Raw genomic sequence first — 16,010 nt, forward strand, 5'->3', positions numbered from 1 at the left:
GAACCTGAAAGCCGCGTCATTGCGGCACGCGGCAGTCTGAACGGCAGAAAGAGCGAACGGTTGAAAAGCGCCGTATTACATAGGCGGCGTTACGCCATGCTCGCCTGCCGAGATGAAATTCGCCGCCATCGTGCCATCGGCTTCCTTGTGGGCGAACAGCACGACCTTCGCGCCCGGCACCAGCAGCGAGCGGTCACCCGGTTCGAGGGCGACGATAGGCACGTCTTGCGGAATCACGATTTTCTTTTCACCGTCCTTGTACTTGACCGTGATCGTGCGGCCGTTGCTGACCACGAGGGAGCCGACCGTGCCGTTGGTCATCGTGCTATTGGAGCCGAGGTCCCACGGGCGATGGCCTTCGGCGGCGCCGCGCATGCTGGCCGGGAAGACGTGCACTTCGAGCGCTTTCAGGGTGCCGTCGGGCTGCGGAATCGCGGCGGTGCCGACATAGCTGTCCGGCTTGATGTCGTTCACGTTGGCGAGCGCGACGCCACGAATCGGCGTGTCCTTGGCGAGCTTCACGTCGACGTCTTTGCCGTCGCGCGTGTGGACCTTGAGCAGGTCGCCCGAGAGCGCGGTTACCGTGCCGCGTACGCCCGTGGGCGCGGCGGTTTGGGCCTGCGCGACGGATCCTGCGGCAAACAGCGAGGCTGCGACGAGCGCGGGGGCAACAATGGCGCGCATCGCATTAGCGGAAACAATCTTCATGAGTTTGCTCTGGGTGGGTGAGGGATAGGGGCAGATTAGGCGCGCGGGTGGCTCGGGCGAGTGACAGACGGATGACAAAAACGTCATGAACGGCGCGGCGCGGCCACGTAGAATGGCCGGCATATCCACGTCCACATCCATGACCCACGCCCACGGCGGCGCTCGGGGTCGGAAACCAGCCACCATGAGCATCCTCGTCATTGAAGACGACCCGAAAACCGGCGACTACCTGAAGAAGGGGCTGCGCGAGAGCGGCTACGCGGTCGACCTCGCGCGCACCGGCACGGATGGGCTGCACATGGCGCTCGAACACGCGTACGACCTCGTGGTGCTGGACGTGATGCTGCCGGGCATCGACGGTTGGGAAATCATGCGTGCGCTGCGCGCGCGGCGCGATCTGCCTGTCATTTTCCTGACCGCGCGTGATCACGTCAGCGACCGCATCCGCGGCCTCGAACTCGGCGCCGACGATTACCTCGTCAAGCCGTTCTCGTTCACCGAGCTGGTGTTGCGCATCCGCACGCTGCTGCGCCGCGGCGTGATGCGCGAGAGCGATGTGTTCGAGATTGCCGACCTCAAGCTGGACGTTCTGCGCCGCAAGGTCACGCGCGAAGGCGTCGAAATTCCACTGACCAATAAGGAATTCATGCTGCTGCATCTGCTGGTGCGACGGCAGGGCGAAGCGCTGTCGCGCACGCAGATCGCCTCGGAAGTGTGGGATATGAACTTCGACAGCGACACCAATGTGGTCGACGTCGCCGTCAAACGGCTGCGTGCCAAGATTGACCATCCGTTTGAAAAGAAGCTGATTCATACGGTGCGCAGCATCGGGTATACCTTCGGCGACAGCTCATGAAACTGTGGACCGAACGTTCGTTGACGGCTCGCACCACAGTGTTGTTCGCCGCGATCGCATGCGTGGTGATCGGCACGCTGGGCGCGTATTTCTATCGCTCTGCCCAATTGTCGTTGCAGCGCCGCGCGGACGTGGTGCTCACCGGCCGTGTCGAGCATTTCAGCCGCATCGTGCGCGATCTCTATTCGGTCAGCGAATTGAAGAACCGGCCTTTGCTGTTCGAGACCATGCTCGGGGCGGAGCAAGACGTGTTGCTGTTTCGCCGTCCGGGCGAAGCGCCGTTTATCGACGTGAACCCCGGCAACATTGCGGTGCCTGCCCTGCAGGCCGGTGCGGAGAATCGCTTGCCGACGCTCCCGGACATCCGCCAGACGATGTTGCCGAACGGCGTGCCGGTTCACTGGGCGATCGCCGCCGTCAAAGCACGCGAGGACGGCAGCGAGGTCGAAGTGATCGCCGCGCATCCGATGACTCAGGAAGCGCAGATGCTGGCCGCGTATCGCAATCGCATCGTGCTGGCTACGCTCACCGGCATGCTGGCCGCGACGCTGCTCGCCTACTACGTGCTGCGCCGCGGCTTGCGGCCGGTGCGCGAGATCGCTGCGCGGGCGGCGCAGATCAGTCCGGCGAGTTTGTCGGTGCGGCTCGACAGCGAGGCCGCGCCGGTCGAATTACGTCAGCTCACGCACGCCTTCAACGCCATGCTCGACCGTCTCGCCGATGGCTATCAGCGCCTCTCGCAGTTTTCCGCCGATCTGGCGCATGAAATCCGCACGCCTGTGGGCGCCTTGATCGGCCAGACCCAGGTGACGCTCGCCAAACCGCGCGACGTCGATGAATATCAGCAATTGCTCGAATCGAATCTCGAAGAGCTGAGCCGTTTGAGCCACATCGCGGAAAACATTCTGTTTCTCGCGCACTCGGACCATGCTGCGCTGTCCATCGACCGCGAGCCGGTCGATCTGCGTGAGGAACTCGTCAGGATCGCAGACTATTTCGAAGGCCCCGCCGACGAACGCGGCATGCGCTTCACCGTCGAGGCACAGGGCGTGGCGTCGGTCAATCCGATGCTGTGCCGGCGGGCGATCAACAATCTCGTCGTCAATGCGGTGCGATACGGCGCGAACGATACGGTGGTGCGGTTGAGCGGCACGCAGGACGAACAGGGCGCGACAGTGGTGGTGGTGGAAAACGACGGTGCGCCGATTCCCGACGAGCAACTGGACCGCCTGTTCGATCGCTTCTACCGCGCGGATGCGGCGCGCAGCGCGTTCACCGAATCGAGCGGGTTAGGACTCGCGATCGTCAAGGCGATCATGCATCTGCACGGCGGCACGGCGCGCGTGGTATGTCCGGTGCCGGGTGTGGTGCGCTTCGAATTGCGCTTTCCGGGAGCCTGAAACCGATTTTCGCGTCAGCACTGATGGCGTGGCTGCCTGGCCGGGCAGGATCGACGATTCTAAAAATCCTGCGTGCCTGGCGCATTCAATGGGCAATGATGTGCATCGCTTAATGCCCTCAACCCAGTTGTGTTGATATCCAGTGAAAACGCGGCCAGACCGCATTTACCGGTCTGTGCCGGACCGATAGGCCGTAACACGAGCCCCAGGCGACGATAGAGTCGATCCATGCTGGATGGCGCGACACCTACTAATTGGCGGATTCCCTGGCTTTGGGAACGAATAAAGATCAAACGAAGGAGTTCGCGCATTCTTTGCATGTTGCAGGCGACGCCGCTGTCGAAAGTCGTGAACCGGGATAGCTCCCACGTGCACGAATCGCTGATCAGCGGAATGGAGCACAAGTCCGGAAAAATTTCGGCGAGCAGATAAGGCTGAGTCGTGGGCAACAATCGTGCATAGCCACAGATACTGCGATCCTGCTTATAGGCGATGACGCAGGTGGTGGTGTTCCGGTCAAATTCGTCCCATTCCTCGATAGTGCCGGAGCTGGCTGACGGCAAGTCCCATTGCATCTCCTTGACGAATACCGTGTGCCGATACCTGCCAAGTTGCTGCTTTTCGGGAGGAGTCAGCTGTTCCATTGTGGTAAATACGATCTCTTCCATGAGTCTGCTCGATAGCTAAAGTAGTCCGTAGGCAATGGCATAGGCCGCTGCACTGGCCTTGGATGGGGCGTTAAGTTTTCTCCTGCAATTCTTTAGATGAAAATTCACCGTATCGACGGAAATGGCGAGGGCGTTCGAGATACCCTTGGCTGACTTTCCATCGGCGGTCCAACGAAGGATTTCAATTTCACGCTGGGTAAGTTTGGCTTCGGTGGCGATGCTGCTCTGCCGGCCGGAAATCCGGCTGATGCAGAACATCGACAACTGGCCGAGCGCCAGGAGAAAAGGTCGGAGGACTTTGATCTCACTGGCGCCTAGCGACGTGCGTTCTCTCGCCAATGAGTAAACGCCGAACTGGCCGCGAGCGTCCCAGCAGGGTTGTGAAATGCCGATTGCGAGTCCTGCCGATTTGGCTTCGTCCCATAAGTGTTTTGTGTTCGCAAAGAGGCCATCATTCCATATCGCGGGAGTCAGGTCGCCCAACTCGAGTTTGGCTATCGGATCTATTCTCAGGTACTCCCTTTCCCTGTATCTCGACACCCATCGCTCGGGATAGGAGCTCTTGATAACGATGTTTCTGGAACAAAAAGGAACGCGATTGACGTAGCCAAACGCACAATACGAGAATCCGAGATCCAGAGAGGCGCGCGACAGTATGGAAAATACACGGTCAATCTCTTCGCAGGTCTGTAGTTCGAGGAACAGATCGCTCCACCATTCAGATAGGTCCCGGGGCATCACAAGGCTCCGCTATGCAAGTTTGATTACAGACTTCGTTTTATAGGAGTGGTTCTTGTTCCATAGCGTGTCTAGTGGTTGCAGAAATGATGATTGACATCTCGTTGGTCATTTTCGGTTTATATCGTAAATCATAAATTCGTCATATTTAGCCGAAAGCTGCAATTTCCTACCAGTTTTGGGCTGTGACGTATCGGCGCATGGGCGTTCGAGTGCCGTGCCCAGTGTCACTAATCAGGCAACTACCAATCGCGGGAGCTGTTCCGTGATTGGCTTCATGTAATTGTTTGAACTATCGGATTGGTGTGAATGGATCGATAACCAATCGACAGTTTTTCCTTTACTTATGAAGGAGCTTGCCGTGGCGCAATCGTATTCGAATATTTGTGATTTTCCGGTTTTTGATCCCGATAAGGACTGGATCACACTGGAACAGAATCATGCGAGTGATGAATTTAATCGAGCCTGTTCGTATGTGAAGAGTCGCGCTGCGGAAGACAACCTGGTCATGAGCTTTGAGGGGAACAACTCACGTCCCTATCCGGTTATGTCGGGTGTGTGTGCGCTTCACGCGGGAACGGAGGAAATTCTGGCGCCGCGAATCGCGTCTATATTTAATGCTTTGCAGAAGATCGTTTCGGCATATCGCGCGGATGCCAATCTCCAGGAGTTTCTGGGGATTCCGAATCAGTTGAACCAATGGGTCAAGGAGGACACGGAGCCGGCCAACAACAGGGTCGATTTGTGCCGCTTCGATCTGATGGGACGCACGCTGTCGGAGCTCAAGATCATTGAATTCAACTGCAATGCGCCCGGGGGGATTGTGTACGCGGGCATGATCAACCGATATTGGCGCGAGGCGCCTTTTTCCTCCTCGCTGATCGAATCGTGGGGCGGCGGCGCGTCTACTTTCGAACAGAGTGACTGGGTTGCCACGTGGTTGTCATCGCTCGCGGATCGGCGCGGCTTGCGCGATATCGAAGGTATTGGCCTATTGCATCCGGCAGGCGGAAACATTCTGGAATTACCGCATCTGAAGAAGCGGATCGAAGCGTGCGGCCTTCGCTCGGCCATGCTGACGCCCGAGCAGCTCAGCCAGACCGGCGATCACACATTCCAGCTTGCTTATTTGAAGTACGGCGTGCAGCGCGCGATTCAGGACATCGGACAATGGGAGCAGTTTTGCCGGAGTGTGGTCGAAGGCCGGCTCGTAATCCAGTCATCGCTGGCGGGGCGTTGGATCGGCGACAACAAGTTGTGTGTCGCAGTCATGTCCGATCCGCGCTTTTCCTATCTGTTCAACGACGCAGAGCGCGCGGCGATCGGCACCATCATCCCGACGAGCCGCAAACTCGGCGACGGTATCAGTCAACGGGAAGTGATCCAGTACAAAGACGATTTTGTCGTCAAGCATCCGTACGGAACGCGCGGTGTGTCGGTTTTCGTCGGCCGGGACTACGATCAGATCGCGTGGACGGAACTGGTCGGCAAAACTTCGTCGCTCGGTCATGTGGTTCAGCAATATGTCGACTCGGACTTTGAGGTCGACGGAGACACCTGCTTCAGGGATCTGGTGGTGATGTTGGCGAGTGGCGCGATTGTTGGATACGGATCGCGAGTGAGCCGGGCGCGAAAAGTCAATATCGCCCAGGACGGTCGAAAGATGGCGGTGTTGAGTTCGCTGCCAGTACCGGTAATTCACTGATTCAAGGGGATGCGATTCGGCGCGCTCGCCTGTGGGGATTTCAGGCTGTTTACTTTCGGTAACTGCCTGTCGTTGGTCGGAACCTGGGTGCAGCGGATCGGCACAGGCTGGCTTGCGTGGGAGTCGAGTCATTCGAGTGTGTGGCTCGGCTTGCTCGCGTTTGCCGATCTTTTCCCAACCGTGCTCCTTGCGCCGATTGCCGGCGTGATGGCCGACCGTTGCGACAAACGCCGCGTCATTCTCTATTGTCAGTTCGTCGCGATGGCAACGGCCGTTTTGCAGGCCGGTCTGATTTTGAGCCGTGCCAATTCCATGGAGGCGCTCTTTGCGGTGACGTTGGTGTCGGGCATTGCCAGCGCGCTGTGCCAGCCCGCTCGCCTTTCCTGGATATCGACTTTAGTGCCGCCGGGAAAGCTTGCGTCCGCGGTCGCGATCAATTCTCTATGCTTCAATCTGGCGCGCTTCGTAGGACCGGCTTTGGCGGGCGTGATGCTTCTGAAGCTCGATCCTTCCGCGTTGTTTCTGCTCGATGCGCTGAGCTATGCCACATTCATCGTCGTCATTCTTCGAATTCCGCCTGCTGCCCCGCGCTCGACCGAAAAGATTTCGCCCTCGCCATGGTTGCATGAGGCGACGGAAGGATTGCGCTACCTCGTGTCGGACGCCCCGTTACGGGCAACCTTCCTGATCCTGACCGCGTCCGCGGTTTGCATTCGCGGGATCCCGGACCTCGCGCCTGCCATTGCCGGCGAAATGTTGCGGCGCAGCTCACAAGGGTTTGCGTCTCTCGTTGCCGCAGCGGGGGCAGGCGCGATCGCGGGCGGCGTATGGTGCAGCGGGCGTGACGCAACCAAACCGTTAGCAAGATTGATCGAGCGGCACGTAATGGCCGCTTCGCTCGGCACGCTTGCCCTGGCGTTGACGCACGACTTCCGCCTGGCGGCCGCGCTGTTCTTCACGATGGGTTTCTCGATCGTCGTGACCGGAATAGGCGCACAAACGCTGATTCACCTGTCGGTTCCGCAGGCCTTGCGCGGACGCGTGCTCGCGCTATACGGCATGGTCTATCGTGGCGGGCCGGCGCTCAGTGCATTGTGGCTCGGCGCGTGCGCGCCGCTTTTGGGCTTGCGCCTGGCGCTGGGCGTTGGCGCACTGCTGTGCATGGTGGCGTACGGTGTCACGACGATTCGAGTTTGCGCGGGCGCTCGCCGCCAGGATCCGCCAGCGCAATGACCGGCATCCACCGGTTGAATCGGTTCGTGGGCGACAGGGCTTCGAGCAAACCGGCAATGGCGATACCGGGATGATTGCGCAACGGGTTGCGGCGGCGCAGTGCCTGCCAACGTGCAGCACGCCCAGGCGTCAGCCGCCCGGCGCGTCCGCATCCGGACGGTTCGCGTAGTGCGCACGTTTTTCCTCATACATCAGCAGATCGGCGCGTTGCACGCCGGCTTCGAGCCGGTCGCCGCGCCGGCACGTCGCAGCACCCATCGAAAGGCTCAGCAGCGAACCCGGATAAAACTGGTTGTTCAGCTCGACCAGCTGGCGGATCGCATCGACCATCGCCGCGCCGCCTCGCTCGTCGGTGTCGGGCAACAGGATCGCGAACTCGTCTCCGCCGATGCGCGCCGCGTAAAACGGCGCGTCCGCCGCCTTGGCCAGGACTTCGCCGGCGCGCCGTAACAATGCGTCGCCGGCCGCGTGGCCGAGCTGGTCGTTCACGCGTTTGAGGCCGTTCAGATCGGCCATGATAATGGTCACCGGCCACGGACCCTTGCGCTCCAGCCGGTTCAGTTCATCGACATAGAACGAGCGGTTGCGCAGCTTGGTCAGCACGTCATGCTTGCCAAGGAATTCCAGGTACGCTTCGGCCTTCTTGCGCGCCGTGATGTCGGTGAGGGCCACCAGCACCAGGTCCCAATCGCGTTCATGACCCGGCAGGACGGAGAACTGCAGGTGTACGTGCACCTCGTTGCCGTCGAGCGAATAGTTGAGCACTTCGCGCTGCTGGAACAGCTTGCCGTCCCATAGATCGATCAACTGCTCGCGGAAATGCGGCCGCATGTCGTCGCGGAAAACGTCCGGCAGGCGCGCCAGCAGCGTTTTCTTGTCTGGCGCCACGAACATGCCGAGCGTGTGCTGGTTCACGTCGAGCACGTGAATTTCCTGCATGCAACGGTCGACAAACTCGGGATGCACGTCGGTGAACACCCGAAAATCGCTGATGCCTGCCGAGCGCGCCCCGTCGAGCAGACGCTTGACCGCGCTGAAATCTTCCACCCACAACGATACCGGCGAATGTTCGAACAGGCCGCGCACATACTGTTCGGCAAGCGTCACGCGATGCCGCGCGCCTTCGAGTTCGGTAATGTCTTCGACCGATACGAGCACGCGGTCCCAGCGGTCTTCATGGCCGGGCAGCACGGCGCCCTTGAGCAGCACGTCGAGGCGCCGCCCGCCGAGCGTGTAGTTGACCGTCTGGCTCGTGAACTGGGCCTGGCCCGCCCATAGCTGGCATAGCTCTTCGAGGTGGGTCTTGAGCATGTCGTCGCGGAACACCGAGGCGAGATTGCTGGTGAGCGCGTCGAAATCGGCGGCCTCGAATTGCGTCAGCGTTTTCTGGTTGACCTTGATGACGCGGATGCTGTGCGCGCATTCGGCGACAAGGGCCGGATAGTCGGCGAACTGGGCGCGCAGATCGGTCACACCTTGTGCCCGCCATTTGTCGAATAGCGCGCGCACGCCGCTGAAGTCTTCGAGCCAGAGCGAGACAGGCGCGAGTTCGAACATTTCGGAATCGTCCCCCGATCCCCCAAGGGGACTTCCTTCGGGGCGGGGGACTTCCTGCTGGCCGTTGTTGGCGGGCGCTGAGTCGCGTGGGAGGGTGTCCAGCATGAGAGTCCCGTGGTCGGAGTTCCGGCTATTCTAAAGCGGCTTGGCTTCGGCTCAAAATGAAACTATCAGCACAGCGGATAGTTTCTCTCGAAAATCGCGATTTCCCTTGTGGGCCTGTGGCGAATAGGATGGTCGGTATCGAACCCACACCGCTTCGACACAGCCGGAGCCGCGACGGAGATCCCGCATGGAACACCACGCCCGCACTCAGAACGAACGGCTCGAGATCAAGACGACCACCTGCTACATGTGCGCCTGCCGCTGCGGCATTCGCGTGCATCTGCGTGAAGGCGAGGTGCGCTATATCGACGGCAACCCCGAGCATCCGCTGAACCAGGGGGTGATCTGCGCCAAGGGCGCCTCGGGCATCATGAAGCAGTACTCGCCCGCACGCCTGACCCAGCCATTGATGCGCAAGGCGGCCGCGGAGCGGGGCAGCGCGCAGTTCGAGCCGGTGTCGTGGGAGGTCGCGTTCGACGTGCTCGAAAAACGCCTTGCCACGATTCGCGCCACGGATCCAAAGAAATTCGCACTGTTCACCGGTCGCGACCAGATGCAGGCGCTCACCGGCCTCTTCGCCAAACAGTTCGGCACGCCTAATTACGCGGCCCATGGCGGCTTCTGTTCGGCAAACATGGCGGCCGGCATGATCTATACGATCGGCGGCTCGTTCTGGGAGTTCGGCGGCCCCGATCTCGACAGCGCCAAACTCTTCTTTATGATCGGCACGGCGGAAGATCATCATTCGAATCCGCTCAAGATCGCTATTTCGAAGTTCAAGCGCGCGGGTGGACGCTTCATCGCGATCAATCCGATCCGCACCGGATACGCCGCCATTGCCGACGAATGGGTGCCGATCAAGCCCGGCACCGATGGCGCGCTGTTCATGGCGTTTCTGCACGAACTGATCGCCGCCGACGCCTGGGATCACGAGTTCGTGCAGCGCTATACGAACGCGGCGGAGCTCGTGGATCTCGACGAAGCCAGCGACAACTTCGGCCTGTTCGTGCGCGACCCGAACCGGCCGGTCGGCAATCCGCTGTTTCCGCAGAATCATCTCTGGTGGGACGCCGCCGCCGCGCGCGCAGTGCCGCACCATGCCCCCGGCGTGACGCCCGCGCTCGACGGACGTTATACGCTCGAGGATGGCACGCCGGTCACGCCGTCGTTCGCCTTGCTGCGCGAACGCGTGGCCGACTGCACGCCCGAGTGGGCCGCTGAGATCACGGGGATTGCAGCGGACACGATTCGCCGTCTCGCGGGCGAAATGATCCAGACGAGCCGTGATCGCCGGATCACGCTGCCGATCCGCTGGACCGACGCGTGGGGCGAGACGCACGAGACCGTCACGGGCAACCCGGTCGCCTTTCATGCGATGCGCGGACTGGCCGCGCATTCCAACGGCTTCCAGTCGATCCGCGCGCTGGCGGTGCTGATGTCGCTGATGGGCACGATCGACTGTCCAGGCGGATTTCGCCATAAGTCGCCGTTTCCCCGTGCGGTGCCGCCCTCGGCCAAACCGCCGAACAGCCCCGACGCCGTCAAGCCGAACACGCCGCTCGCCACCGGGCCGCTCGGCTGGCCTGCCGCGCCCGAAGATCTGTTCATCGACGACAACGGCGGCCCGGTGCGCATCGACAAGGCCTTCTCCTGGGAATATCCGCTTGCCGTGCATGGCGTGATGCATAGCGTCATCACCAATGCGTGGCGCGGCGATCCGTATCCTATCGACACGCTGCTGATTTTCATGGCCAACATGGCGTGGAATTCGTCGATGAACACGATGAAGGTGCGCGAGATGCTCGCCGACAAGCATGCGAACGGCGAGTACAAGATTCCATTTCTCGTGGTGTGCGATGCGTTCCAGTCGGAGATGACGGCGTTCGCCGATCTGATCCTGCCGGACACCACCTATCTCGAGCGGCACGACGCGATGTCGATGCTCGATCGGCCGATCTCCGAATTCGACGGTCCGGTGGATTCCGTGCGCGTGCCGGTCGTGCCGCCCACCGGCGAGTGCAAGCCATTCCAGGAAGTGCTGATCGAACTGGCGTCGCGGCTGAAGTTTCCCGCGTTCACGACCGCCGAAGGCACGCGCCGTTTTCGCGACTATCCCGACTTCATCGTCAATCACACGACCTCGCCCGGTTCCGGCGTGGGCTTTCTGATCGGCTGGCGCGGCAAGGACGGCGACAAGGCGCTGGTGGGCGAGCCGAATCCGCAGCAGTGGGAACAGTATGCAAAGAACAATTGCGTGTTCCATTTCCGCTTGCCCGAGACGCTCCAATACATGCGCAACTGCAACGGGCCGTATCTCGACTGGGCAGTGAAAAACGGTTTCCGTAAATTCAACGAGCCGATCCTGATCCAGCTTTACTCCGACGTCATGCAGAAGTTCAGGCTCGCCGCGCAGGGCCGCACGAGCGGCAGGCAACCGCCGGAGCACTTGCGCGCGCGTGTCGAAAAGTATTTCGATCCGTTGCCGTTCTGGTATGCGCCGCTCGAAAGCGATTCCACCGATCTCGCGCGTTTCCCGCTTGCCGCCGTAACGCAACGGCCGATGGCCATGTATCACTCGTGGGACTCGCAGAACGCGTGGCTGCGGCAGATTCACGGCGAGAACTATCTCTACATGAATCCGCTGATGGCGGCCGAGAACGGCATCGCCGACGGCAGCTGGATCTATGCCGAATCGCAATGGGGCCGCGTGCGCTGCATGGCGCGCTTTAGCGAGACCGTTGAGCCGGGGACGGTATGGACCTGGAACGCGATCGGCAAGGCCTCGGGCGCGTGGAATCTCGGCGCGGACGCGAACGAATCCCAGCGCGGCTTCCTGCTCAATCACCTCATCACCGACGAGCTGCCCGGCCGCGACGAAGCCGCCGCGCGCTTCTCGAACTCGGACCCGGTGACAGGCCAGGCCGCGTGGTACGACGTACGGGTGCGCATCTATCCGGCGGAAGCGGACGCGCGTCATACGCTGCCGCAGTTCGATGCGATGCCCGCATTGCCGGGGTCGAACGGGGTGATCTCGCGGATCGTGCAGACCTACTTCGCGGGGCGCGGCGAGTTCGCGGCGCGGCTGCGCGGCGCGACAGGGCGCAAGTGATGCGCGGTTCACACTCGAGCAAAAGCGCGGCTAAGGCACAACGAAGGCACAACGGAGGCGCACCCAAGGCGCACCCAAGGCGCAACGAAACGTGCGAACAACGCAATGAAGCAGTAAGGAGCCTTTGATGACTCAGATGGCATTGGTAATCGACCTGAACGTGTGCGTGGGGTGCCAGGCTTGCGTGACGAGTTGCAAGGAGTGGAACACGTCGGGTGAATCGGGCAGTCTCGCCGACCTGAATCCCTACGACGCGGACCCGTCCGGCACATTCTTCAACCGCGTGCAGAGCTTCGAGGCCGGCAGCTATCCGAACGCCGAGACGATCCACTTCCCGAAGTCATGCCTGCACTGCGAAGACCCGCCGTGCGTGCCGGTGTGTCCGACCGGCGCGAGCTACAAGCGCAAGGAGGACGGCCTCGTGCTGGTCGATTTCGACAAATGCATTGGCTGCAAGTATTGCGCGTGGGCTTGCCCCTACGGTGCGCGCGAACTCGACGAAGCGCGCAAGGAGATGACGAAATGCACGTTGTGCGTCGATCGCATTCATGATGAAAACCTCTCCGAGCGCGATCGCCAACCGGCCTGCGTGCTCGCGTGCCCGACCTCCGCGCGGCTGTTCGGCGATATCCACGATCCGGAGTCGGTGGTGTCGAAGGCGATCGAGGAGCGTGGCGGCTATCAGCTGATGCCCGAGTGGAACACACGGCCGGCGAACCACTATTTGCCGCGCGTCACGACGTCGGCCTCGGGTTGCGGGAGCCAAGGCTGTTCGTGCAAAGACACGGGTACGGCCATGGAGGTGCCCGAATCGCTCGATGCGCGGCTCGAGCGCGGCGAACTGCATCTTGCGTCGATGGCGACGCGCATCTAAAGGACTTCGCGATGAATCCGGCTTTCTCGGTGGTTTTTCTCACAACGTTGAGTGGCGCGGCGCAGGGCCTGCTGATCGCGCTGGTTGGCGTGGAAGCGGCCGTGCATCTGGGGCTGATCGCGGCGCCCACCGATGCGTTCTATGTCGCCGGCGCGGCGCTGTCGGTCGTGTTGGGCGGCCTCGGACTGATCGCGTCGTTCTTCCATCTCGGGCATCCGGAGCGCGCATGGCGTGCGGTTGCGATGTGGCGAACCTCGTGGTTGTCGCGCGAATGTCTCTGCCTGCCGGCGTTTCTCGCCTGTGCTTTTTTCTATGGCGTCGCGCACGGGTTCGGCTCGCCGTGGTCGCTCGCGATAGGCGTGCTCGGCGTACTGGCGAGCGCCGCGCTATTCGTCTGCTCGGCGATGATCTATGCATGCCTGCGTTTTCTACAGGAGTGGGCCACACCGCTCACGCTGGTCAACTTCGTGCTGCTAGGTTGCGCGTCCGGGTTCACGCTGGCGACGGCGCTGACCGCGTGGTTCGCGCCGGGGCTGACAGCGGGTCTGGCGGTCTGTGCCTGCGTGCTGACACTCGCGGGCTGCGCCAGCCGCTCGGCGTCGCTCATGCGCAATGCGCGGTTGCGGCCGAAGTCCACCGTGCAGAGCGCGACCGGCATCGAGAACCCGAAGCTCGTACAGGTTTCGCGCGGCTTTACCGCCGGCGCGTTCAATCTGCGCGAATTTTTTCACGGCAAATCGGCGGGGACGCTGCGGGGAGTCAAATGGGGTTTTCTCGTGGCCGCGTTTGCCGTGCCAGTCTTGCTGATGGCGCTGGGCGCGGGTTTGCATTCGATCGACGTCTCGCTCGGCTTGCTGGCCGCAGCGTGTCTCGTGCAATACGCGGGCCTCGTGGCGGAACGCTGGTTCTTTTTCGCCGAAGCGAAGCATCCGCAAAATCTTTATTACGCGAGAGTCGGCTGATGCCTGCGCGTAGGCGTTCGCACCAGTTTGCGGCGCGACCTACGCGCTGGTGCCGTTCATCGACCGCAAGGCGCTCGGCGGCGTCGCGGGCGTGATTGGCGCCGGTACCAACGGCATTGCAAATTGACGGAATCGCTTCTGCATAAGGGCTGTCGTCATCTGTCAAGCGCTGCACGCAGAATGTGCTGCAGCGCACCACCATTGTGCTGTACAGCATCAAAATGCATCAGCCCGGTCCGCGCGGATCCGCCTTGCGAGAGCGCCTTTCACCGCGCAGAGGCGGACGGGCGGTCAATAGTCTCGTGTGGCATAGCCCTTGCGTAAGTCAGAGCGGCGGATCAACGACGATCCGGCCAGCATGCAGCAAAAGTCACCCTTTAGATTTCTGGCTTTTGGACAACGGCGTCCCCCGAATTCAGTCACCTGACGACTGTATCCGCGGGACGCCTTTTTATTTGCTTGAGGAACTCACATGAACAACGATCGACTTCCGCAATTCTGGATGCCCGTCTGCGCGCTCGACGACATTGTTCCGAATACCGGCGTCTGTGCGCTGGTCAATGGCGAGCAGATCGCGGTATTTCACGTCGCGAACGGTGACGGCAGCGTGTTCGCGATCGACAACTTCGATCCGGGTTCGCAGGCGGCGGTGCTCTCGCGCGGGCTGATCGGCAACCTCGGTGAGCGGATCGTGGTGGCCTCGCCGATCTACAAGCATCATTTCGATCTGCGTACCGGCGAGTGCCTCGAGGCGCCGGAGAATTCCGTCAACGCCTACCCGGTGCGCGTCGAGAGCGGTCAGGTGTGGGTCGCCGCATGAGACCCGAATACGCCGGGCAAACTTCAGGAGGCGCTTCGTTCACCGCGCCTTGCCGTCCGCGACTGGTGGTCGTCGGCAACGGCATGGCCGGCATGCGTACTGTCGAGGAACTGCTCAAGCTCGCACCGGACCTCTACGACATCACCGTATTCGGTGCCGAGCCGTACGGCAACTACAACCGCATTCTGCTGTCGCCGGTACTCGCGGGCGAAAAGCGTGTCGACGACATCATCCTCAACACGCGTGACTGGTATGCGGACAACGGGATCCGGCTGCATGCTGGCGACCCGGTGGTCGCGATTGACCGCCGGCGCCGTATCGTGCGTTCGCAAAGCGGCGTCGAGGCGAGCTACGACCGGCTGCTGATCGCGACCGGCTCCAGGCCATTCCTGATTCCGGTGCCGGGTCACCAGCTGCCGGGCGTGATCGCGTTTCGCGACATTCAGGATGTCGAAGCGATGCTCGCCGCCGCGCGCAGTCACCGTCACGCCGTGATCATCGGCGGCGGCCTGCTCGGGCTCGAAGCGGCGAACGGGCTCATGCGCCAGGGCATGTCGGTCACGGTCGTGCACGACACCGACAGCCTGATGGACCGCCAGCTCGACAGGAGCGCATCGGCCCTGCTGCTGCGGACGCTGGAGAAGAAGGGCTTGCGCTTCCTGCTGAAAGCCCGCACCACCGAAATCGTCGGGCCGGAGCGTGTCGCCGCCGTGCGTTTTGACGACGGCACGGAAATCCCCGCCGACCTGGTCGTCATGGCGGCCGGTGTGCGCCCGAATATCGACCTTGCGAAGCAGGCGGCCTTGCATTGCGAGCGGGCGATTGTCGTCGACGACACGTTGCAGACCTACGATCCGCGTGTCTACGCGGTCGGCGAATGCGTGCAGCACCGCACGGCGACCTTCGGCCTCGTCGCGCCGATCTGGGACCAGGCGCGTGTCTGCGGCGCGCACCTGGCCGGTGCGGGCCACCGTCGTTACGTGCAGCGCGCCACGGCGACCAAGCTGAAAGTCACCGGCGTCGACCTTTATTCTGCCGGCGATTTCACCGGCGGCCCGGACAGTGAAGACCTCGTGCTGCGCGATCCGCGACGCGGCGTCTACAAGCGCCTCGTGATCGAGGATAGCCGGGTGATCGGCGCAGTCCTCTACGGCGACGTCAAGGATGGAGCGTGGTACTTCGAGTTGATCCAGAACCGGACCGACATTTCTCCGCTGCGCAGCCAACTGCTGTTCGGTAAAGCCCTGTGCGAGGCGCAGCCCGCCTGAACCGGAA

At 61.8% G+C, this 16,010-nt stretch carries 13 protein-coding genes; 9 read left to right on the top strand and 4 right to left on the bottom strand.

The annotated features are described in order from the left end of the window. Positions 1-75: 75 nt before the first annotated feature. Complete coding sequence (locus P3T22_RS22415) at positions 76-708, bottom strand: hypothetical protein (RefSeq protein WP_063498831.1); 633 nt, start codon at positions 706-708, stop codon at positions 76-78. 184 nt (positions 709-892) lie between these two features. On the opposite strand from P3T22_RS22415, the gene P3T22_RS22420 reads away from it, so the two are divergent. Together P3T22_RS22420 and P3T22_RS22425 are read left to right on the top strand one after the other, a co-directional pair. Beyond that, positions 893-1,564 (top strand): heavy metal response regulator transcription factor, encoded by a 672-nt coding sequence (locus tag P3T22_RS22420; protein WP_429326160.1) that lies wholly within the window; start codon positions 893-895, stop codon positions 1,562-1,564. Further along, positions 1,561-2,964 (top strand): heavy metal sensor histidine kinase, encoded by a 1,404-nt coding sequence (locus P3T22_RS22425; protein WP_429326161.1) that lies wholly within the window; start codon positions 1,561-1,563, stop codon positions 2,962-2,964. Before P3T22_RS22420 ends, P3T22_RS22425 begins: the two co-directional genes overlap by 4 nt. A 59-nt stretch (positions 2,965-3,023) precedes the next feature. Here P3T22_RS22425 and P3T22_RS22430 read toward each other — a convergent pair whose 3' ends face one another. Both P3T22_RS22430 and P3T22_RS22435 read right to left on the bottom strand, forming a co-directional pair. Beyond that, positions 3,024-3,632, bottom strand: a complete 609-nt coding sequence (locus P3T22_RS22430; RefSeq protein WP_082855275.1) for an acyl-homoserine-lactone synthase — start codon at positions 3,630-3,632, stop codon at positions 3,024-3,026. Positions 3,633-3,647: 15 nt separating this feature from the next. Further along, positions 3,648-4,370 (bottom strand): autoinducer binding domain-containing protein, encoded by a 723-nt coding sequence (locus P3T22_RS22435; protein ID WP_429326162.1) that lies wholly within the window; start codon positions 4,368-4,370, stop codon positions 3,648-3,650. A 475-nt stretch (positions 4,371-4,845) separates the two neighbouring features. On the opposite strand from P3T22_RS22435, the gene P3T22_RS22440 reads away from it, so the two are divergent. Continuing rightward, complete coding sequence (locus P3T22_RS22440; RefSeq protein ID WP_429326163.1) at positions 4,846-6,075, top strand: hypothetical protein; 1,230 nt, start codon at positions 4,846-4,848, stop codon at positions 6,073-6,075. A gap of 9 nt (positions 6,076-6,084) precedes the next feature. Further along, complete coding sequence (locus tag P3T22_RS22445) at positions 6,085-7,308, top strand: MFS transporter (protein ID WP_429326164.1); 1,224 nt, start codon at positions 6,085-6,087, stop codon at positions 7,306-7,308. A 129-nt stretch (positions 7,309-7,437) separates the two neighbouring features. Here the strand turns inward: P3T22_RS22445 and P3T22_RS22450 are convergent, their stop codons facing one another. After that, positions 7,438-8,970: a diguanylate cyclase domain-containing protein gene (locus tag P3T22_RS22450; RefSeq protein ID WP_429326165.1), complete on the bottom strand. Its 1,533-nt coding sequence runs from the start codon at positions 8,968-8,970 to the stop codon at positions 7,438-7,440. Positions 8,971-9,157: 187 nt separating this feature from the next. Here P3T22_RS22450 and P3T22_RS22455 point away from each other — a divergent pair, with 187 nt between their 5' ends. The 5 genes from P3T22_RS22455 (at position 9,158) to P3T22_RS22475 (ending at position 16,003) form a co-directional block, all read left to right on the top strand. Further along, positions 9,158-12,079, top strand: coding sequence for a molybdopterin-dependent oxidoreductase (locus P3T22_RS22455; protein ID WP_429326166.1), 2,922 nt, complete (start codon positions 9,158-9,160; stop codon positions 12,077-12,079). 127 nt (positions 12,080-12,206) lie between these two features. Beyond that, the gene (locus P3T22_RS22460; RefSeq protein ID WP_429326167.1) at positions 12,207-12,953 is read left to right on the top strand and encodes a 4Fe-4S dicluster domain-containing protein; all 747 of its coding nucleotides are present in this window, start codon (positions 12,207-12,209) and stop codon (positions 12,951-12,953) included. An 11-nt stretch (positions 12,954-12,964) separates the two neighbouring features. Further along, complete coding sequence (locus P3T22_RS22465; RefSeq protein ID WP_429326168.1) at positions 12,965-13,915, top strand: dimethyl sulfoxide reductase anchor subunit family protein; 951 nt, start codon at positions 12,965-12,967, stop codon at positions 13,913-13,915. A 472-nt stretch (positions 13,916-14,387) separates the two neighbouring features. Next, positions 14,388-14,735 carry a nitrite reductase small subunit NirD gene (gene nirD, locus P3T22_RS22470; RefSeq protein ID WP_429326169.1) on the top strand — a complete coding sequence of 116 codons (348 nt, stop codon included), beginning with the start codon at positions 14,388-14,390 and terminating at the stop codon, positions 14,733-14,735. Then, positions 14,732-16,003 carry an NAD(P)/FAD-dependent oxidoreductase gene (locus P3T22_RS22475; RefSeq protein ID WP_429326170.1) on the top strand — a complete coding sequence of 424 codons (1,272 nt, stop codon included), beginning with the start codon at positions 14,732-14,734 and terminating at the stop codon, positions 16,001-16,003. Before nirD ends, P3T22_RS22475 begins: the two co-directional genes overlap by 4 nt. Positions 16,004-16,010 lie beyond the last annotated feature (7 nt).

Origin of the sequence: Paraburkholderia sp. GAS348 (assembly GCF_050434205.1) — a bacterium.
Classification (GTDB): domain Bacteria; phylum Pseudomonadota; class Gammaproteobacteria; order Burkholderiales; family Burkholderiaceae; genus Paraburkholderia.

Coding starts and splice junctions, on each gene's coding strand:
- nirD (WP_429326169.1), top strand. CDS start 14,388: ATGAACAACGATCGACTTCCGCAATTCTGGATGCCCGTCTGCGCGCTC.
- P3T22_RS22460 (WP_429326167.1), top strand. CDS start 12,207: ATGACTCAGATGGCATTGGTAATCGACCTGAACGTGTGCGTGGGGTGC.
- P3T22_RS22445 (WP_429326164.1), top strand. CDS start 6,085: ATGCGATTCGGCGCGCTCGCCTGTGGGGATTTCAGGCTGTTTACTTTC.
- P3T22_RS22430 (WP_082855275.1), bottom strand. CDS start 3,632: ATGGAAGAGATCGTATTTACCACAATGGAACAGCTGACTCCTCCCGAA.
- P3T22_RS22455 (WP_429326166.1), top strand. CDS start 9,158: ATGGAACACCACGCCCGCACTCAGAACGAACGGCTCGAGATCAAGACG.
- P3T22_RS22435 (WP_429326162.1), bottom strand. CDS start 4,370: ATGCCCCGGGACCTATCTGAATGGTGGAGCGATCTGTTCCTCGAACTA.
- P3T22_RS22415 (WP_063498831.1), bottom strand. CDS start 708: ATGAAGATTGTTTCCGCTAATGCGATGCGCGCCATTGTTGCCCCCGCG.
- P3T22_RS22475 (WP_429326170.1), top strand. CDS start 14,732: ATGAGACCCGAATACGCCGGGCAAACTTCAGGAGGCGCTTCGTTCACC.
- P3T22_RS22420 (WP_429326160.1), top strand. CDS start 893: ATGAGCATCCTCGTCATTGAAGACGACCCGAAAACCGGCGACTACCTG.
- P3T22_RS22450 (WP_429326165.1), bottom strand. CDS start 8,970: ATGCTGGACACCCTCCCACGCGACTCAGCGCCCGCCAACAACGGCCAG.
- P3T22_RS22425 (WP_429326161.1), top strand. CDS start 1,561: ATGAAACTGTGGACCGAACGTTCGTTGACGGCTCGCACCACAGTGTTG.
- P3T22_RS22465 (WP_429326168.1), top strand. CDS start 12,965: ATGAATCCGGCTTTCTCGGTGGTTTTTCTCACAACGTTGAGTGGCGCG.